The sequence below is a fragment of the Streptomyces aureus genome (assembly GCF_001418135.1).
Classification (GTDB): Bacteria; Actinomycetota; Actinomycetes; order Streptomycetales; family Streptomycetaceae; genus Streptomyces; species Streptomyces aureus_A.
On sequence record NZ_LIPQ01000170.1, the window covers coordinates 1 to 16,518 of the forward strand.

The 16,518-nt window shown below is 71.7% G+C and carries 16 protein-coding genes; 10 read left to right on the forward strand and 6 right to left on the reverse strand.

The window, feature by feature from the left end; genetic code table 11:
- Positions 1 to 91: 91 nt before the first annotated feature.
- Together AOK00_RS16010 and AOK00_RS16015 are read right to left on the reverse strand one after the other, a co-directional pair.
- A complete protein-coding gene (locus AOK00_RS16010; protein ID WP_055600987.1) occupies positions 92 to 1,240 on the reverse strand; it encodes a DUF1266 domain-containing protein in 1,149 nt (382 codons plus the stop codon).
- Positions 1,241 to 1,339: 99 nt separating this feature from the next.
- Positions 1,340 to 2,461 carry a PucR family transcriptional regulator gene (locus AOK00_RS16015; RefSeq protein ID WP_055600988.1) on the reverse strand — a complete coding sequence of 374 codons (1,122 nt, stop codon included), beginning with the start codon at positions 2,459 to 2,461 and terminating at the stop codon, positions 1,340 to 1,342.
- Between the two features lie 182 nt (positions 2,462 to 2,643).
- Here AOK00_RS16015 and AOK00_RS16020 point away from each other — a divergent pair, with 182 nt between their 5' ends.
- From AOK00_RS16020 to AOK00_RS16030, 3 genes are all read left to right on the forward strand, one after another.
- The gene (locus AOK00_RS16020; RefSeq protein ID WP_055600989.1) at positions 2,644 to 3,627 is read left to right on the forward strand and encodes a proline dehydrogenase family protein; all 984 of its coding nucleotides are present in this window, start codon (positions 2,644 to 2,646) and stop codon (positions 3,625 to 3,627) included.
- Between the two features lie 30 nt (positions 3,628 to 3,657).
- Entirely contained in the window at positions 3,658 to 5,289 is a 1,632-nt protein-coding gene (gene pruA, locus AOK00_RS16025; RefSeq protein WP_055600990.1) for an L-glutamate gamma-semialdehyde dehydrogenase, read from the forward strand.
- Between the two features lie 143 nt (positions 5,290 to 5,432).
- A complete protein-coding gene (locus AOK00_RS16030) occupies positions 5,433 to 5,669 on the forward strand; it encodes a hypothetical protein (protein ID WP_055600991.1) in 237 nt (78 codons plus the stop codon).
- On the opposite strand, the gene AOK00_RS16035 is transcribed toward AOK00_RS16030, so the two are convergent.
- The gene (locus tag AOK00_RS16035; protein ID WP_055600992.1) at positions 5,659 to 6,552 is read right to left on the reverse strand and encodes an alpha/beta fold hydrolase; all 894 of its coding nucleotides are present in this window, start codon (positions 6,550 to 6,552) and stop codon (positions 5,659 to 5,661) included. The genes AOK00_RS16030 and AOK00_RS16035 overlap by 11 nt on opposite strands.
- A 110-nt stretch (positions 6,553 to 6,662) precedes the next feature.
- Between AOK00_RS16035 and AOK00_RS16040 the strand changes: the two genes are divergently transcribed.
- Complete coding sequence (locus AOK00_RS16040; RefSeq protein ID WP_055600993.1) at positions 6,663 to 7,199, forward strand: GNAT family N-acetyltransferase; 537 nt, start codon at positions 6,663 to 6,665, stop codon at positions 7,197 to 7,199.
- A 7-nt stretch (positions 7,200 to 7,206) separates the two neighbouring features.
- Here AOK00_RS16040 and AOK00_RS16045 read toward each other — a convergent pair whose 3' ends face one another.
- Both AOK00_RS16045 and AOK00_RS16050 read right to left on the reverse strand, forming a co-directional pair.
- Positions 7,207 to 7,950 carry a hypothetical protein gene (locus tag AOK00_RS16045; RefSeq protein ID WP_055600994.1) on the reverse strand — a complete coding sequence of 248 codons (744 nt, stop codon included), beginning with the start codon at positions 7,948 to 7,950 and terminating at the stop codon, positions 7,207 to 7,209.
- Positions 7,947 to 8,288: a PadR family transcriptional regulator gene (locus AOK00_RS16050; RefSeq protein ID WP_030320291.1), complete on the reverse strand. Its 342-nt coding sequence runs from the start codon at positions 8,286 to 8,288 to the stop codon at positions 7,947 to 7,949. Before AOK00_RS16050 ends, AOK00_RS16045 begins: the two co-directional genes overlap by 4 nt.
- Before the next feature lie 444 nt (positions 8,289 to 8,732).
- Between AOK00_RS16050 and AOK00_RS41175 the strand changes: the two genes are divergently transcribed.
- The 3 genes from AOK00_RS41175 (at position 8,733) to AOK00_RS16060 (ending at position 11,333) form a co-directional block, all read left to right on the forward strand.
- Positions 8,733 to 8,864, forward strand: coding sequence for a hypothetical protein (locus AOK00_RS41175; RefSeq protein ID WP_301554211.1), 132 nt, complete (start codon positions 8,733 to 8,735; stop codon positions 8,862 to 8,864).
- Between the two features lie 80 nt (positions 8,865 to 8,944).
- Positions 8,945 to 9,985, forward strand: a complete 1,041-nt coding sequence (locus tag AOK00_RS16055; RefSeq protein ID WP_055600995.1) for a 3-isopropylmalate dehydrogenase — start codon at positions 8,945 to 8,947, stop codon at positions 9,983 to 9,985.
- 259 nt (positions 9,986 to 10,244) lie between these two features.
- Positions 10,245 to 11,333 carry a branched-chain amino acid aminotransferase gene (locus AOK00_RS16060; RefSeq protein ID WP_055600996.1) on the forward strand — a complete coding sequence of 363 codons (1,089 nt, stop codon included), beginning with the start codon at positions 10,245 to 10,247 and terminating at the stop codon, positions 11,331 to 11,333.
- Between the two features lie 3 nt (positions 11,334 to 11,336).
- Here the strand turns inward: AOK00_RS16060 and AOK00_RS16065 are convergent, their stop codons facing one another.
- Positions 11,337 to 12,758, reverse strand: a complete 1,422-nt coding sequence (locus tag AOK00_RS16065) for a cytosine permease (RefSeq protein WP_055600997.1) — start codon at positions 12,756 to 12,758, stop codon at positions 11,337 to 11,339.
- 146 nt (positions 12,759 to 12,904) lie between these two features.
- Here AOK00_RS16065 and ureA point away from each other — a divergent pair, with 146 nt between their 5' ends.
- Genes ureA through AOK00_RS16080 form a run of 3 tightly spaced genes read left to right on the forward strand, consistent with a single transcriptional unit; the run spans position 12,905 to position 16,445 of the window.
- Entirely contained in the window at positions 12,905 to 13,735 is an 831-nt protein-coding gene (ureA, locus tag AOK00_RS16070) for an urease subunit gamma (protein WP_079042029.1), read from the forward strand.
- Positions 13,735 to 15,417, forward strand: coding sequence for an urease subunit alpha (locus tag AOK00_RS16075; RefSeq protein WP_055600998.1), 1,683 nt, complete (start codon positions 13,735 to 13,737; stop codon positions 15,415 to 15,417). The genes ureA and AOK00_RS16075 overlap by 1 nt, the downstream gene beginning before the upstream one ends.
- Positions 15,418 to 15,428: 11 nt before the next feature.
- Positions 15,429 to 16,445 carry an agmatine deiminase family protein gene (locus AOK00_RS16080; protein WP_055600999.1) on the forward strand — a complete coding sequence of 339 codons (1,017 nt, stop codon included), beginning with the start codon at positions 15,429 to 15,431 and terminating at the stop codon, positions 16,443 to 16,445.
- Positions 16,446 to 16,518: the final 73 nt, after the last annotated feature.

The window sequence follows — 16,518 nt, forward strand, 5'->3', positions numbered from 1 at the left end:
TCGCCGCGCTGCCCCGCCTCGTACAGCAGCTGCTCGGTCTCGGACGGCGGGATCCAGGGGCCGCCCCCCGGGGCGGGTGGGCGGCGAGGGCTCATGACCACGGGATGTTCCGGTAGGGGCTCGAAGGGTCCTGTGTGAGGGTGCGGTGGACGGCCACGGACTCCTGGTACATCGGCTCGGGGTCGCCCTCGTCGAAGTGGATCAGCCGGGCCAGCAGATAGCCCAGGGAGAACTCCTCCCAGGAGCCGTACGCCTGGCGGGCGGGTTCGAGGACCCTCAGGACGGACTCCTCGGCCTCCTGCGGGTCGCAGTACCGCGCGCCGAGCGCGAGGCGTACGACGTTCACGGCGCGTCCGTGGTCGAAGGCGGCGAGGGTGTCGACCCGGCCGTCCGGCGGGAGGAGACCGTCGGCGCGGAACCGCTCCTCGTAGTGGATGATCCGGCGCAGGAACTCCGCGGCCTCGGCCCGGTCCTCGCCGTAGGGGTCGTCCCGCTCGACGTTCACGGTGACCATCGAGGCCCACTGCACGTCGCTCGGCGGGTGGCCGAGGCGTGCGGTGAGACGGCGCCGCATCCCCAGGACGGACTCGGGGACCCGGCCGACCAGCCGGGTGGCGATCAGGGTCCGCAGCTTGTCCCGGAAGTCCGCCCGGTGGTGGACGGCCCAGGGCCGGTGCAGCCGGGAGACGTCGGTGGGGTAGTCCTCGTACTGGGCGCCGAGCCCGTTCCACACGAGGCCGTTGAGCACGGCGAGGTGCGCGCCGAGCGCGAGGGCGTGCGCGACCGGCCCGTGCAGCGGGCCGCCGGAGTGGGTGAGCAGGCGGAGCCGCGCCGGTCCGCCGCCCCGGGTGCCCGCCTCCTCCCAGGCCCGCCGGTCGGCGGGGCGGGCGGGGAGCGCGGCCGCGAACGGGGTGTCCGGGTTGACCGCGAGCCACCACCGGTCGTTCGGCCAGGCCGCGGCGAGCCGGGGGAGGGTGGTCTGCTTGAACACCCAGTCGGGGTGCCACTCCGGCAGCATGCCCTCGGTCAGCACCGGGACGACGGTGCGCCGGGCGGCCTTGTCGCGGCGGGAGGGGAGGGGCGGGGCGTAGCCGGGCGCGTCGGCGTGGACCCGTGCCTGCAGTACGTACAGACGTGTCCGCCCGAGGGCGTCCAGGACGGCCGCCCGGTCGTCGCGCGCCCCCGCCTCGTACAGCAGCCGCTCGGTGTACGTCGGCGGCGCCCAGTTCCCCGTGGTCATGGGGGAGATCCTATAAACCGTCCAAACCGGCCCGGAGGGGCGGCCGTTCGAAGCCGCTCCACCTTCCGGGCCGGGCCGATCCCACCGGGGCGTCCGTTCTCAGAGCCGTGCCGACTTCAGGGACATGTGGAGCAGCAGGCGGTCCTCGCCGTCGTCCAGGTCCAGGCCCGTGAGCTGCTCGACCCGGGACAACCGGTAGTAGAGGGTCTGGCGGTGGATGCCCAGGGCCGCGGCCGTGCGGCCCGCCTGGCCCGCGTTGTCGAGGAACACCTCGGCGGTGCGCGCAAGTTCGGCGTGGGCGGGGGCGACGAGCGGGGCGACGACCGGGTCGACCTCGGGGTGGTAGAGCGCCGCGAGCAGGCGGTACGGGCCGATCCCGGCCCACTCCGCGACCGGGCCGAGGGTCGGCTGGGCGGTGGCGGCGCGGGCCGCCGTGTTGGCCTCGCGCCAGGCCGCCGGGAGGTCCGCGAGGCCCCGGCGGGGCGTGGCGATGCCGGCCGGGGCGGCGGCGCGCAGCCGGTCGGCGGCCGTGCGGGCGGGGGAGAGGTCCTCGGGCGTGCGCAGACGTACGAGGACGGCGAGGGACTCGCCGGACTCGCCCTCGGGCAGGACGGCGACCGCCGCCGCGGCGGGGACCGACCGGATCGAGGGGGACTCGCCCTGCCAGGGGGTCACGCAGACGACGGTGTGCAGACCGTCCGCGCTGGGGCCGAGGGCCACCCGGAGGGCCGCGACGGCCATGTCGCTCTGCCAGCCGCGCCCGGCGGTCAGGGCCGCGGCGAACTCGCGCGAGAGGTCGGCGTCCGCGCGCTCCTCGTCGGCGAGGAGGTCGCCGATCCGGGTGGCGACCTCCATCGCGGCCGTGAGCCGGCCGGGCGTGGGGCCGGGCTCGGCGTCGAGCAGCCAGACGTACCCGAGGACGACTCCCCGATGGCGTACGGGCAGACAGATGCGGTCCCGGAACACCCCGGCGTCCGGGGCGGCCGGGATGCGGACGGGGCCCGTCGCCCGGGTGATGCCGAAGCCCTCGAACCAGGCACGGACCGCCGGGGTCGACTTCCGGGTCAGGATCGACCGCGTCCGGACGGGGTCCATCGCGGTGTCGTCGTCGCTGTCGTGGGCGCCGAAGGCGATCAGGCCGAAATCACGGTTCTCCAGCGTCGCCGGTGCGCCGAGCAGCGCGGAGATCTCGTCCACCAGTTCTTGGTAATCGCCCTTCACAGCGCCATTCTCGCACCCTCTCAGACATATGTATGAGGTGCCGCGCACGGATGCGTGACAGCTGTAGATGGCGGACGATCGGAGCGATCCATAGGTTTCACGGTGGTTCTTCGTGCTGTTCCCGGATTCTCACGAAAGTCGGGTACGGCACCCTTCGTCACCCTGTCCTTCTGGAGGTCCCCGTGCTGGGTCCCGTGATCCTCGCAGCGTCGCGCAGCGACAAGATGCGCCGTTTCGTGTCGGCCGCCCCCGGGACCAAGCAGGTCGTCGCCCGCTTCATCGCCGGTGAGTCGGTCGACGACGTCGTCCCGATCGTCCAGGAGCTGAGCGACCGCGGCCTGGAGGTCACCCTCGACGTCGTCGGTGAGGACATCACCACCGTCGAGCAGTCGTACGCCGCCCGCGACGCGTACCTGGAGCTCATCGGGCGCCTCAAGGAGCTCGGCCTCGGCGAGCGCGCCGAGATGTCCGTGAAGCTGTCGATGTTCGGCCAGTCGCTCAAGTTCGAGGGGGGCGAGCCCGGAGGGCTCTCGGTCGACGGTGGTGGCGGGCGATGGGAGAGCGGCCACGAGCTGGCCCTCGCGAACGTCCGTCCGGTCGTCGAGGCCGCCGCCGAGATCGGCACCACGGTCACCCTGGACGCCGAGGACCACACCACCCTCGACTCGATGTTCGCCATCCACGAGGAGCTGCGGAAGACCCACCCGCAGACCGGCTGTGTCATCCAGGCCTACCTCTTCCGCACCGAGGACGACGCCCGCCGCCTCGCCGCGAACGGCTCCCGCGTCCGGATCGTGAAGGGCGCCTACAAGGAGCCCGCCTCCGTCGCCATCCAGGACAAGCCCGAGATCGACAAGGCGTACGTCCGGATCATGAAGATCCTGATGGACGGCGAGGGCTACCCGATGATCGGCTCCCACGACCCGCGCCTGATCTCCATCGGCCAGGAGCTCGCCCGCCGTGCGGGGCGCAAGCTGGACGAGTACGAGTTCCAGATGCTGTACGGCATCCGCAGCGAGGAGCAGCACCGGCTGGCCGCCGAGGGACACCGCATGCGCGTGTACACCGCTTACGGCACCGACTGGTACGGCTACTTCATGCGCCGCCTCGCGGAGAAGCCGGCCAACCTCCTCTTCTTCGTCCGCTCCATCCTCACCAAGGGCTGAGCCCACCTCTCACAAGGAGTATCGAGACTTATGGACGCTGTCACCCAGGTCCCCGCTCCGGTCAACGAGCCGGTGCACAGCTACGCCCCCGGCTCCCCCGAGCGCCTCCGCCTGGAGACCAAGCTCAAGGAGCTGGCCGAGAACCCGCGCGAGCTGCCGATGACCATCGGCGGCGTGAAGCGCCTCGGCGGCGGCGAGGAGTTCAAGGTCGTCCAGCCGCACAACCACCAGGCCGTCATCGGCACCTTCCGCGGTGCCACCACGCAGGACGCCCAGGACGCCGTCGACGCGGCGCTGGCCGCGGCCCCCGCCTGGCGCGCGATGGCCTTCGACGACCGTGCCGCGATCATCCTGCGCGCCGCCGAGCTGCTCGCCGGCCCGTGGCGCGAGACGCTGGCCGCGTCCACCATGCTCGGCCAGTCGAAGACCGCCCAGCAGGCCGAGATCGACACCCCGTGCGAGCTCGTCGACTTCTGGCGCTTCAACGTGGCGTACGCCCGCCAGATCCTCGCCGAGCAGCCGCCGGCGAACTCCCCGGGTGTGTGGAACCGTCTGGACCACCGCCCGCTCGAGGGCTTCGTCTACGCGATCACGCCGTTCAACTTCACCGCCATCGCGGGCAACCTGCCCACCGCCCCCGCCCTCATGGGCAACGTGGTGGTCTGGAAGCCGTCCCCGACGCAGACCCACTCCGCCGTGCTCCTCATGGAGCTCCTGGAGGAGGCCGGCCTGCCGAAGGGCGTCATCAACCTGGTGACCGGCGACGGCATCGCCGTCTCCGAGGTGGCCCTGAACCACCCCGACCTGGCCGGCATCCACTTCACCGGTTCGACCAAGACCTTCCAGCACCTGTGGAAGACGGTCGGCACCAACATCGAGAAGTACCGCTCGTACCCGCGGATCGTCGGCGAGACCGGCGGCAAGGACTTCGTCGTCGCGCACCCCAGTGCCGACCGCGCCATCCTGAAGACCGCGCTGACCCGCGGCTCCTTCGAGTTCCAGGGCCAGAAGTGCTCCGCGTCCTCGCGCGCCTACGTTCCGGCCTCCATCTGGAACGACGGCTTCAAGGAGGAGTTCGCGGCCGAGGTCGACGGCATCACGATGGGTGACGTCACCGACCTGTCGAACTTCATCGGCGCCGTCATCGACGAGCGCTCGTTCGCCAAGAACAAGGCCGCGATCGACCGTGCCGCGGCCGACCCGACCTGCACGATCATCGCCGGTGGCACGTACGACGACTCGGTGGGCTACTTCGTCCGCCCGACCGTCATCGCCTGCACGGACCCGGAGAACGAGGTCTTCAAGGCCGAGTACTTCGGCCCGATCCTCGCGATCCACGTGTACGAGGACGACCAGTACGACGCGATGCTGACCCAGATGGAGTCGGTCTCGGACTACGCCCTCACCGGCTCGGTCATCTCCGGTGACCGCGCGGCGGCCGCGTACACGATGGAGAAGCTCCGCTTCGCCGCGGGCAACTTCTACATCAACGACAAGTCGACCGGCGCCGTCGTCGGCCAGCAGCCCTTCGGCGGCGGCCGCGCCTCGGGCACGAACGACAAGGCCGGCGCCCCGCAGAACCTGATGCGCTGGACGCTGACCCGCGCCATCAAGGAGACGCTGGTCCCGCCGACCGAGTACGGCTACCCCCACATGGGCTGACGCCCCCGCCTCCGCCCGGAGGCCCGCCGCGCGAGCGGCCCCTGATCACCGCCCCCCTCCTCGGTCCCCCAACCGAGGACGGGGGCGGTTCTCATGCCGCGGGCTTACGCTGCTGGGAGGGGGCTTCGGTGAGGAGGCACGACATGCCGGGTTCGACGACACTCGGCCCCGGGCACGGGGTCGACGCGATCGAGCACCTCGACGCGCTGCGGATGCTGGCCCTGATGAAGGAGCTGCACCGGCTGCTGACCGTGCCGGGACCCGACCGGCTCACGGATGTGCAGGTCGAGGCCCTGCTCGAGAGTGACGGCCGCCATCGGGAGGGCTTCACGGACTGGGTGGAGCGCATGGCCCGCGACCTGGAGAAGGCTACGGACTGACGCCCACGCGCCGCGCGAGGAAGTCGTCGATCAGGGCGGCGATCCGCGGCGCGTGCGTCTCCAGGGCGAAGTGGCCCGTGGGCAGCAGGTGGATCTCGGCGTCCGGGAGGTCGCGGCGGAAGGCTTCGGCGCCCGCCGGGACGAAGACCTGGTCGCCTTCGCCCCAGACCGCGAGGAGCGGGACCCGGCTGGTGCGGAAGTACTCCTGGAAGGCCGGGTAGAGGGCGAAGTTGGAGCCGTAGTCGGCGATCAGGCCGAGCTGGATGTCGTCCTGCCCCTCGCGGGCCATCTGGGCGGCGTCGTGGTGCCAGGCGTCGGGGTCGAGGAGGTCGCGGTACCCGGCCGGTACGCCCGTCTCGTACTGCCGGCGGATGCCGTCGAGGGAGCGGATGGCGCGCACCGGCTCCTCGGTCTCGGGGGTGCGCTCCTCGATCAGCGCGAGGACCGGCGCCCAGGCCTCGGCACCGAGGCCCTCCTCGTACGCGTTGCCGTTCTGGCTGATGATCGCGGTGATCCGCTCCGGGTGGGCGAGGGCGAGGCGCAGGCCGATGGGGGAGCCGTAGTCCTGGATGTAGAGCGCGAACCGGTCCAGGCCCAGCGCCTCGGTGAACTCGGCGGTGATCGTGGCCAGTTCGGCGAAGGTGTAGTCGAATGCGGCGGCGTCGGGAGCCGCGCTGCGGCCGAAGCCCAGGTGGTCGGGGGCGATCAGGCGGTAGGAGTCGGCGAGCCGCGGGATCAGGTCGCGGAACATGCGCGAGCTGGTGGGGAAGCCGTGCAGCAGCAGGAGGACGGGGGCGTCGGCCGGGCCGGCCTCGCGGTAGGCGATCGCGTGGTCGCGGACCTTGACGGTGCGGTGGTGGGTCGGCAGCAGAATGCTCGTCATCTCTAACCCCTCGAATGCGTATCAGTGGTTATGGAAAGACTCAAGCAGCCGCTGGCTAACCTGTCAATAACCTTTTAAGGGTTAGGTGAGGGGTGTGGGAATCTGGGCGCATGACCGTGAGGACCGCGCCCACCCATGAACTCGGGGCCGACCGGCTCCACTCCGTACGCGAGCTGCTCGACGCCGCCTTCGACGGCGACTTCTCCGACGACGACTGGGACCACGCCCTCGGCGGCGTCCACGCCTGGATCGAGGACGAGGGCGGCATCGCCGCCCACGGCGCCGTCGTCATGCGGCGGGTTCGTCATCGCGGGCGTTCGCACCGCGTCGGGTACGTCGAAGGCGTCGCCGTCCGCGCCGACCTCAGGCGCCGGGGGCTCGGCGGGGCCGTCATGGCCGAGCTGGAGCGGGTCATCGACGGGGCGTACGCCTTCGGGGCGCTCGGCGCCTCGGACGAGGGGGCCGCGCTCTACCGGGCCCGCGGCTGGCGGGTCTGGGAAGGCCGCCTCGAAGCCATGGGGCCCGAGGGGATCGTCCACCTCGCGGAGGAGGAGGGGTACGTCCTCCTGTGGCCGGCGGCCGGCCGGGCGCTGCCCGATCCGGCCGCCGCGCTCGTCTTCGACTGGCGGGACGGCGATGTGATGTGAGGGAGGGTCAGGAGGACGCCGAGCGGTTCTGGTCCACCCGCCCCTTGGCCGTCTCCAGATGGGAGGTGACCAGGGCGAAGACCATGGAGGCGAGGGCGATGGTGATCGCGAGCCCGCCCGTGCCGAGCGTTCCGACGAAGGTCGCCGCCATCGCGCCGCCGACCACCACGAGCCACACCGCGAGCGCCGCCTTGCCTCGGCGGCTCAGGAACAGCTGCTGGAGCGGCGCGGCCGGACGGGCCTCCAGGGCGCCCGCCGGTCCCGCCGTCGCCGCGCGCGGCCGCTTGAAGTAGCCGTACACCAGCCACTCGCCGCACAGCTCCCAGCCCTCGGGCTCCAGCTCGGCCAGGACCCTGGCGCGGCGACGGGCGCCGATGATCTCGCGGCGGTACTCCCAGCGCAGCGCCGCCGTCGCGGAGCGGCGGCAGACGAACCGGCCGAGGGAGTCCAGGGACTCCACCTCCCAGCCCTGGTCGCCGTGGACGGCGAGCATCCGGCGGTCGTTGAAGAGGTCCGCCGTCCACGTCCAGCTCTCCGCCTTCCCGTCCGGCTCGCCCGGCAGCGGTGCGAGCCCGCCGAGCCGGGCGGCGAAGGCGGCGGCCGGTCCGAACTCCTCCTCCGGGCGCGTCCCCGTCCCGGAGAGGTGTCCGCGCAGGTCCTCGACAGTGGCGGCGATCTGCTCCGCCGGGACGCCCGTGGCGCGCAGCGCGTCGGTGAGCTCGGCGAAGTAGCGGTCGGATTCCGTGGTCATGCGGTGGTTCCCCCTGGATGGAGCGTGGTCTCGACGGCGCGGTGGAAGCGCAGCCAGTCGCGGCTTTCGGTGGCGAGGTGCTCGCGCCCCCGCTCGGTGAGCCGGTAGTAGCGGCGTCCCGGACCGCGCTCGGCGGCGCGGAACTCGGCCTCCACCAGACCCGCTTCCTCCAGGCGGTTCAGTACGGGATAGAGCGTCCCGCCCTTGATCTCGCCGAGGCCCGCCTCGGCGAGCGCCTTGGCGATCTCGTACCCGTAGCTCTCGCCGTCGGTCAGGCGGGAGAGGACGAGCAGGTCGAGGACTCCCTTGAGCCAGCTGGATCTGCGGTCTGCGGCCATGGGTGTATTGCAACACCAGCTAGGTAGGAACGCAAACTAGATAGGTGGGCCGAACTCATCGCGCGACCGGCGCCTTCCCGGCCGGATGCGCTTGCCGACCACGTCGAAGAGGTTGCGCGGGAGAGCGGGAGAGCAAGGGGTCAACCGGCTCACCGTGCCGCCGTCCGGGCCCTGATCCATGAGCTGCGGGCCATCGCGGACCGACGCGCTGTCCCGCGCCGTCTCAGATAGTAGGAAGTCCGAGTAATTGTGGAGACAGATGAGAGGGCCTGCCCTAGCTTTGTAGAAGCCGAACGTCTCGCTACATCAGCGAATGGCGGTCGAGAGCGCGACGCCCCTGTGCAGGCAACCCCTGCGGCGGCGCTCCCCGCCCCTGCCGGCACCTTCGATCACCACTGATCTCCGCACTTCGGATCACCACTGATCTCAAGGAGTCGATCCCTCATGGCAACCCAGACCGCCCGCCGCGTCCGCCACTCGGCCAGCCGTCCCAGCGACGAGGCCCGCCAGAACGCCGCCGCCGCCCTCCAGCGCGCCCTCGACCGTCGTGACAACGGCGGCTCCACCGGCCACTGACACACCTTCACCCGGATGGCGCTTCGTCCACATGATGGACGTGACGTGTCAGACGATGGGACGAAGAGTAGGGTGCCGACATGTCTCACAGCATCAATCTCGCAGTCATTCCCGGCGACGGCATCGGCCAGGAGGTCGTGGCCCAGGGCCTCAAGATCCTCGCGGCCGCCCTTCCCCAGGACGTGAAGCTGGAGACCGAGGAGTACGACTTCGGCGCCAAGCGCTACCACGCCACCGGTGAGACCCTCACCGACGCCGACCTCGACTCCCTCAAGAAGCACGACGCCATCCTGCTCGGCGCCATCGGCGACCCGTCGGTGCCCTCCGGCGTCCTGGAGCGCGGCTTCCTCCTGAAGCTCCGCTTCGCCTTCGACCACCACGTGAACCTGCGTCCCTCGAAGCTGCTCCCCGGCGTCGCCACCCCGCTCGCCGGGCAGCCCGAGATCGACTTCGTCGTGGTCCGCGAGGGCACCGAGGGCCCGTACACCGGCAACGGCGGGACCATCCGCAAGGGCACCCCGCACGAGGTCGCCACCGAGGTCTCGGTCAACACCGCCTTCGGTGTCGAGCGGGTCGTCCGCGACGCCTTCGCCCGCGCCCAGGCCCGTCCGCGCAAGAAGCTCACGCTGGTCCACAAGAACAACGTGCTGACCTTCGCCGGTCACCTGTGGACGGACATCTTCACCAAGGTCGCGGCCGAGTTCCCCGAGGTCACCACCGACTACCTGCACGTCGACGCCGCGACGATCTTCCTCGTCACCGACCCGGCCCGCTTCGACGTGATCGTCACCGACAACCTCTTCGGCGACATCATCACCGACCTCGCCGCGGCCGTCTCCGGCGGCATCGGCGTCGCCGCCTCGGGCAACATCAACCCGAGCGGCGAGTTCCCGTCCATGTTCGAGCCGGTCCACGGCTCCGCGCCGGACATCGCGGGCCAGGGCAAGGCCGACCCCACGGCCACCGTCCTCTCCGTCGCGCTCCTGCTGCGCCACCTCGGCTACGAGACCGAGGCCGCCCGGGTCGAGAAGGCCGTCGCGGCCGACCTCACCGAGCGCGGCGACAGCGTCCGCACGACGGACGAGATCGGCGACGCGCTCGCCGCGCGAGTAGCCGGCTGACCCGGCCGGACTGACATCCCACTGCAGCCGCCGGGTCACCACAGCGCCCGGCGGCTGACCCTTGCGCGGCCCCGGGTGCCCCCATCGAACCCAGGACCGCGTTCACCTGTTTCCCGCACCGGTCCCCGCGAGCGATAATCGGACGTGGGGCCGTGCCTTGCGGGCATGCTCGGACGTCCACCTCGTCAGGGACAAGCAGTCTCCGAGAGCGGCGTGCGTGCGCGGTCCTACCCACACAACCGGTGAAGGACACGCACTCATGACGACGCCCACGATCGAGCTCAAGCCCTCCTCCAGCCCGCTGTCCGCCGCGGAGCGCGAGGCGATCCTGACCAACCCGGGATTCGGCCGCCACTTCACCGACCACATGGTCACCATCCGGTGGACCGAGGGTCGCGGCTGGCACGACGCCCAGCTCGTGCCGTACGGCCCGCTCGCCCTGGACCCGGCCACCAACGTCCTGCACTACGCGCAGGAGATCTTCGAGGGCCTGAAGGCCTACCGCCGTCCCGACGGCTCGGTCGCCAGCTTCCGTCCCGACGCCAACGCCCGCCGCTTCCAGGCCTCCGCCCGCCGGCTCGCCATGCCCGAGCTGCCCGTCGAGACCTTCGTCGAGGCCTGTGACGTCCTCGTCCAGCAGGACAAGGAGTGGGTCCCGGCGCACGGCGGCGAGGCCTCGCTCTACCTCCGCCCGTTCATGATCGCGACCGAGGTCGGCCTGGGCGTCCGCCCGGCCAACGAGTACCTCTTCGTCGTCATCGCCTCCCCGGCCGGCCCGTACTTCCCCGGCGGCGTGAAGCCCGTCTCCATCTGGCTCTCGGAGAACCGCGTCCGCGCCGTCCCCGGCGGCGTCGGCGACGCCAAGACCGGCGGCAACTACGCGGCCTCCCTGCTGGCGCAGGCCGAGGCGGCCGCGAAGGGCTGCGACCAGGTCGCCTACCTCGACGCCGTGGAGCACAAGTGGGTCGAGGAACTCGGCGGCATGAACCTGTACTTCGTGTACGGCAACAAGCTCGTCACCCCCACCCTCACCGGTTCGCTGCTCGCCGGCATCACCCGTGACTCGCTGCTCAAGCTGGCGGCGGACCTCGGCCTGGAGCCGGAGGAGGGCCGCGTCTCGATCGACCAGTGGCAGGCCGACAGCGCGAACGGCACCCTGACCGAGGTCTTCGCCTGCGGAACCGCCGCCGTGATCACCCCGGTCGGCACGGTCAAGTCCGAGCGGGGCGAGTGGCAGCAGTCGGGCGGCGAGCCCGGCGAGGTCACGATGAAGCTGCGCGACGCGCTGCTCGCCGTCCAGACCGGCAAGGCCGAGGACGTCCACGGCTGGATGCACGAGCTGGGCTAGTACCTACTCCGCCTGTGCCAGGGCTTCCGGGGCCGTGACGGTCCCGGGAGCCCTGTTCGGCGTCAGGACCGCGTACAGCGTGCCGCCCACCAGCCCCGACAGTACGAAGCTGCAGTCGATCCCGCCCGTCAGGGCCAGCAGCGGTCCCTCGTACATCGGCGTGGACACGGCGGCGAGGCCGAGCGCGGCGCCGATCGCCCAGGAGGCGGTGGCGCGCGGGTGCCAGCCCGCCGAGAACCAGTAGATCCCGCCGCGCGAGCGCCGGTTGTAGACCTGGAGAGCCTCCGGGTCGTACGACCCTCCGCAGCGCACATGGCCGATCAGGGTGATCACCGCCCACGGCGTGCCGATCGCCGTGAGGAGCAGCACGAACGAGGTCATCGCCGACTGAGCGTCCGAGGCGAAGTGGCCGAGGAAGACGAAGGCCGTCGCCACCGCCGCGACCACGAGCGTGGCGCGGGCCCGGGTGGCCCGGGGCAGTATCGCGTCCAGGTCGAGGCCCATCGAGTACAGCATCAGGCCGGCGTTGCCGACGGATCCGGCGGTGGCCGCGACGAGCAGCGGGACCAGGTACCAGGCGGGCGAGGCGGCGACCAGCGGTCCCGCGTAGTCGAGCCCGCCGCGCGCGGCGAGTGCCGTGAACGTGCCGAAGAGCTGGGGGACCAGCAGTCCGACGACCAGGCCGAGACAGGTGGCCCGCCAGACGGAGCGGGAGCTGTGCCGCTCGGGCGAGACGTACCGGGTGTAGTCGCCGAGCAGGGTGATGAAGGCGACCGGGCCGCTGAGGCCCGCCGCCACCGCCGAGAGCAGCCAGGTCGGCCAGAACGAGCCGAGCAGGTACGGGGTGTCCGGCACCGCCGCCGCCGTGAAGTCCCCGGCGTACGCGAGGAGTCCGAGGGCCAGGAGCACGGTCATGACGACGGCGAGGGCCTTGCTGAGCTTGAGCAGCAGCCGGTAGCCGTACACCGCGGCGACCGCGGTGCAGGCGGCGAGCAGTGCGTAGACGACGGCGTGCGCGGCACCGCCGGTCGGCAGGCCGACCAGCCGGGCGAGCGTCCCCACCATGACGTCGCCGCCGATCCAGAGCGTCAGCGCCGTGTACCCCAGCGAGAGCAGCAGTCCGACCACCGAGCCGACCAGCCGCCCCCGTACGCCGAAGAAGGCGCCTGAGGAGGTGGAGAGGTTGGTGGCGGTACGGAGCGACACCAGGGCCAGCGGGGCGGTGACGGCGACGCCGACGAGGGTGCCGGTGACGACGGAGGTCACCGAGGCCCAGAGCCCGAGCCCGAAGGAGACCGGGAGCCAGCCGAAGACGATCACCCCCAGACAGAGGTTGGACCCGAGCAGGATCGCGACGAGATCCCGGGGGCCGCTGGTGCGTTCGGCCTCGGGCACGGTGTCGACTCCGCGCTGTTCGATCGGCATGGGGCCTCCTGGGGAAGGGAGCGGCGGGCTACGGCGAACACATTTAGAGTGACGCTCAATGTGACCTGTGGCTGCACCCCGCGTCAATGCTTGGAAGAAAGCCTTCCAACATTTAGAGTGTCGCTCAAACAGGAGGTGTTTCGGACGTGCGACTGACCCCCACGGAACGCGACCGGCTGCTGCTCTTCGGCGCCGCCGAGCTCGCCCGTGCCCGCCGGGCCCGCGGTCTGCGGCTCAATGTCCCCGAGGCGACCGCGCTCATCGCGGACACGGTCTGCGAGGCGGCCCGCGACGGCAAGCGACTCGCCGAGGCGATCGAGGCCGCCCGCTCGGTCCTCGGCCCCGACGACGTCCTGCCCGGCGTCGCCGACGTGGTCACGGAGGTCCATGTCGAGGCCGTCTTCGACGACGGCTCGCGGCTCGCGGTCGTCTCCGCCCCGATCGGCGGCGGCGGTCTGGGCGAGGCCGCGCCGGGCGCGCTGCTGCCGGGCCCCGGGCACCCGGAGCCGGAGCCGGAGCTCACCCTCCCCGTACGGAACACGGCGACGGTCCCCGTGAGCGTCACCTCCCACTTCCACTTCTTCGAGGTCAATCCCCGCCTCGACTTCGACCGGGCCGCCGCCTACGGCATGCGGCTGGCCATCCCGGCCGGCGCCTCCTTCCGCTTCGACCCGGGCGGCGAGGCGGAGGTCGGGCTCGTACCGATCGGCGGCGCCCGCGTCGCCATCGGCTTCGCGGGCCTGGTCGACGGCCCGCTCGACGCGCCGGGCGCGCGGGAGGAGGCCCTGCGACGCGCGGCGGCCTGCGGCTATCTGGGCGCCCCGTCCGAAGAGGCCCGGTCCGGAGACGTCCCGTCCGAGGGCCGGTCCGAAGACGTCCCGTCCGGAGACGTCCCGTCCGGAGACGTCGCGTCCGAAGAGGCCCGGTCCGAAGACGTCCCGTCCGAAGACGTCCCGTCCGACGAGGAAGGCAAGTGATGGACCCGTACGAGTACGCATCCGTGCACGGCCCCCGCGCCGGCGACCGTGTCGTCCTGGGCGACTCCGGCCTCGTCGTCCGGGTCGAGTCGGACTCGCAGCGGCCGGGGGACGAGTTCCTGGCCGGGTTCGGCAAGACCGCCCGCGACGGCCTGCACCTGAAGGCCGCGGCCGTCCGTGAGACCTGTGACGTCGTGATCAGCAACGTGCTGGTCATCGACGCCGTCGTGGGCATCCGCAAGGTGTCCATCGGCATCCGCGAGGGCCGGATCCACGCGATCGGCCGGGCCGGCAACCCCGACACCCTCGACGGCGTGGACGTGGTCGTCGGCACCGGCACGTCGATCGTCTCCGGAGAGGGGCTGATCGCCACCGCCGGAGCCGTCGACACCCATGTCCATCTGCTCTCGCCCCGGATCATGGAGGCCTCGCTCGCGAGCGGTGTCACCACGGTCATCGGGCAGGAGTTCGGCCCGGTGTGGGGCGTCGGCGTGAACTCGCCGTGGGCGCTGCGGCACGCGTTCGGCGCCTTCGACGCCTGGCCGGTCAACATCGGCTTCCTGGCCCGGGGTTCGTCCTCGGACCCGGCGCCGTTGGTGGAGGCGCTGGCCGAGGGCGGGGCGTCCGGTTTCAAGGTGCACGAGGACATGGGCGCCCACACCCGAGCGCTCGACACCGCCCTGAGGGTGGCCGAGGAGCACGACGTCCAGGTCGCCCTGCACAGCGACGGCCTGAACGAGTGCCTCTCGGTCGAGGACACCCTGCGGGTCCTGGACGGCCGTACCATCCACGCCTTCCACATCGAGGGCTGCGGCGGCGGGCACGTCCCCAACGTGCTGAAGATGGCGGGCGTGCCGAACGTCATCGGCTCCTCCACCAACCCCACGCTCCCCTTCGGCCGCGACGCCGTCGCCGAGCACTACGGGATGATCGTCTCCGTCCACGACCTGAAGACCGACCTCCCCGGCGATGCCGCCATGGCGCGCGACCGTATCCGGGCCGGGACGATGGGCGCGGAGGACGTCCTGCACGACCTCGGCGCGATCGGGATCACCTCCTCCGACGCGCAGGGGATGGGAAGGGCCGGCGAGACCGTACGCCGGACCTTCGCCATGGCCGGGAAGATGAAGGCCGAGCTCGGACCGATCGAGGGCGACGGCGCGCACGACGACAACGCGCGCGTGCTGCGCTACATCGCCAAGCTCACCATCAACCCGGCGATCGCCCACGGCCTCGCCCACGAGATCGGCTCGATCGAGGTCGGCAAGATGGCCGACATCGTGCTGTGGAAGCCGCAGTTCTTCGGTGCCAAGCCGCAGATGGTCATCAAGAACGGCTTCCCCGCGTGGGGGGTCGTGGGCGATCCGAACGCCGCCACCGACACCTGTGAACCGCTCGTCCTCGGACCGCTGTTCGGCGGACACGGCGCCACGCCCGCCGACATCTCGGTCGCGTTCGTCGCCCAGGCGGCCGTCGACCTCGGATCCGACCGGATGCCGACCCGGCGCCGCCGCGTCCCGGTGCGTGGCACGCGCGGCATCGGCCCCGCCGACCTGCGGCTCAACTCCCGCACCGGAGACGTCCAGGTCGACGGCCGGACCGGCCTCGTCTCGCTCGACGGCGCGCCGATCCGCTCCGAGGCCGCCGACTCCGTCTCGCTCAACCGCCTCTACTTCCTCTAGGACCTGTCACCATGACCTACCGCATGCCCGCCGAGTGGATGCCGCACGAGCGCACCTGGATGGCCTGGCCCAGCCCCAACCCCACCTTCACCAACGCCGACGAGCTGGCCGAGGCCCGCACGGCCTGGGCGTCCGTGGCCCGTGCCGTACGCCGCTTCGAGCCGGTCACGATGGTGGTGGCGCCCGGCGACGCCGAGTCGGCCCGTGCCCTCGTGGGTGAGGCCGTCGACCTGGTCGAGCGGGACCTCGACGACGCCTGGATGCGGGACATCGGCCCGACGTTCGTCACCAACGGTGCAGAACTGGCCGCCGTGGACTGGGTGTTCAACGGCTGGGGTGGCCAGGACTGGGCCCGCTGGGAGCACGACTCGAAGATCGCCCGCCATGTCGCGGACGCGGCGGGCGTTCCCGTCGTCTCCTCGCCCCTCGTGAACGAGGGCGGCGCGATCCACGTCGACGGCGAGGGCACGGTCCTGCTGACCGACACCGTCCAGCTCGGCACCGGCCGCAACCCCGGGTGGACCCGCGAGCAGGTCGAGGCCGAGATCCACGCCAGGCTCGGCACGACGAAGGCGATCTGGCTCCCCCACGGCCTCACCGGCGACTACGGCCTCTACGGCACCCAGGGCCACGTCGACATCGTCGCCGCCTTCGCCCGCCCCGGCACGGTCCTCGTCCACAGCCAGCAGGACCCGGCCCACCCCGACTACGAGCGCTCCCGGATGTACGTGAACATCCTGCGCGGTCAGACCGACGCCCAGGGCCGCCCCCTGGAGGTCGTCGAGATCCCGGCCCCGACCGTCCTCAAGGACGAGGAGGGCGACTGGGTCGACTACTCGTACATCAACCACTACCTGTGCAACGACGGCGTGGTCCTCTGCGCCTTCGACGACCCGCACGACGAACTCGCGGCCGAGATCTTCCGCCGCCTCTTCCCGGAACGCGAGGTCGTCCTGGTCGACGCGCGCACGATCTTCGCAGGCGGGGGCGGCATCCACTGCATCACCCAGCAGCAGCCGAGGGTCTGAGGCGGGGAGGGGATGAGGTAGAACGTACGAGTGACCCGTATGGACCCCTCCGACCCCTCCCGTTCCTCCGGCC

Bases quoted from the DNA above. Each gene is read 5' to 3' on its own strand.
- AOK00_RS16010 (WP_055600987.1), bottom strand. From the start codon at position 1,240: ATGACCACGGGGAACTGGGCGCCGCCGACGTACACCGAGCGGCTGCTG.
- pruA (WP_055600990.1), top strand. From the start codon at position 3,658: ATGGACGCTGTCACCCAGGTCCCCGCTCCGGTCAACGAGCCGGTGCAC.
- AOK00_RS16030 (WP_055600991.1), top strand. From the start codon at position 5,433: ATGCCGGGTTCGACGACACTCGGCCCCGGGCACGGGGTCGACGCGATC.
- AOK00_RS16035 (WP_055600992.1), bottom strand. From the start codon at position 6,552: ATGACGAGCATTCTGCTGCCGACCCACCACCGCACCGTCAAGGTCCGC.
- AOK00_RS16040 (WP_055600993.1), top strand. From the start codon at position 6,663: ATGACCGTGAGGACCGCGCCCACCCATGAACTCGGGGCCGACCGGCTC.
- AOK00_RS16045 (WP_055600994.1), bottom strand. From the start codon at position 7,950: ATGACCACGGAATCCGACCGCTACTTCGCCGAGCTCACCGACGCGCTG.
- AOK00_RS16050 (WP_030320291.1), bottom strand. From the start codon at position 8,288: ATGGCCGCAGACCGCAGATCCAGCTGGCTCAAGGGAGTCCTCGACCTG.
- AOK00_RS41175 (WP_301554211.1), top strand. From the start codon at position 8,733: ATGGCAACCCAGACCGCCCGCCGCGTCCGCCACTCGGCCAGCCGTCCC.
- AOK00_RS16055 (WP_055600995.1), top strand. From the start codon at position 8,945: ATGTCTCACAGCATCAATCTCGCAGTCATTCCCGGCGACGGCATCGGC.
- AOK00_RS16060 (WP_055600996.1), top strand. From the start codon at position 10,245: ATGACGACGCCCACGATCGAGCTCAAGCCCTCCTCCAGCCCGCTGTCC.
- AOK00_RS16065 (WP_055600997.1), bottom strand. From the start codon at position 12,758: ATGCCGATCGAACAGCGCGGAGTCGACACCGTGCCCGAGGCCGAACGC.
- AOK00_RS16075 (WP_055600998.1), top strand. From the start codon at position 13,735: ATGGACCCGTACGAGTACGCATCCGTGCACGGCCCCCGCGCCGGCGAC.
- AOK00_RS16080 (WP_055600999.1), top strand. From the start codon at position 15,429: ATGACCTACCGCATGCCCGCCGAGTGGATGCCGCACGAGCGCACCTGG.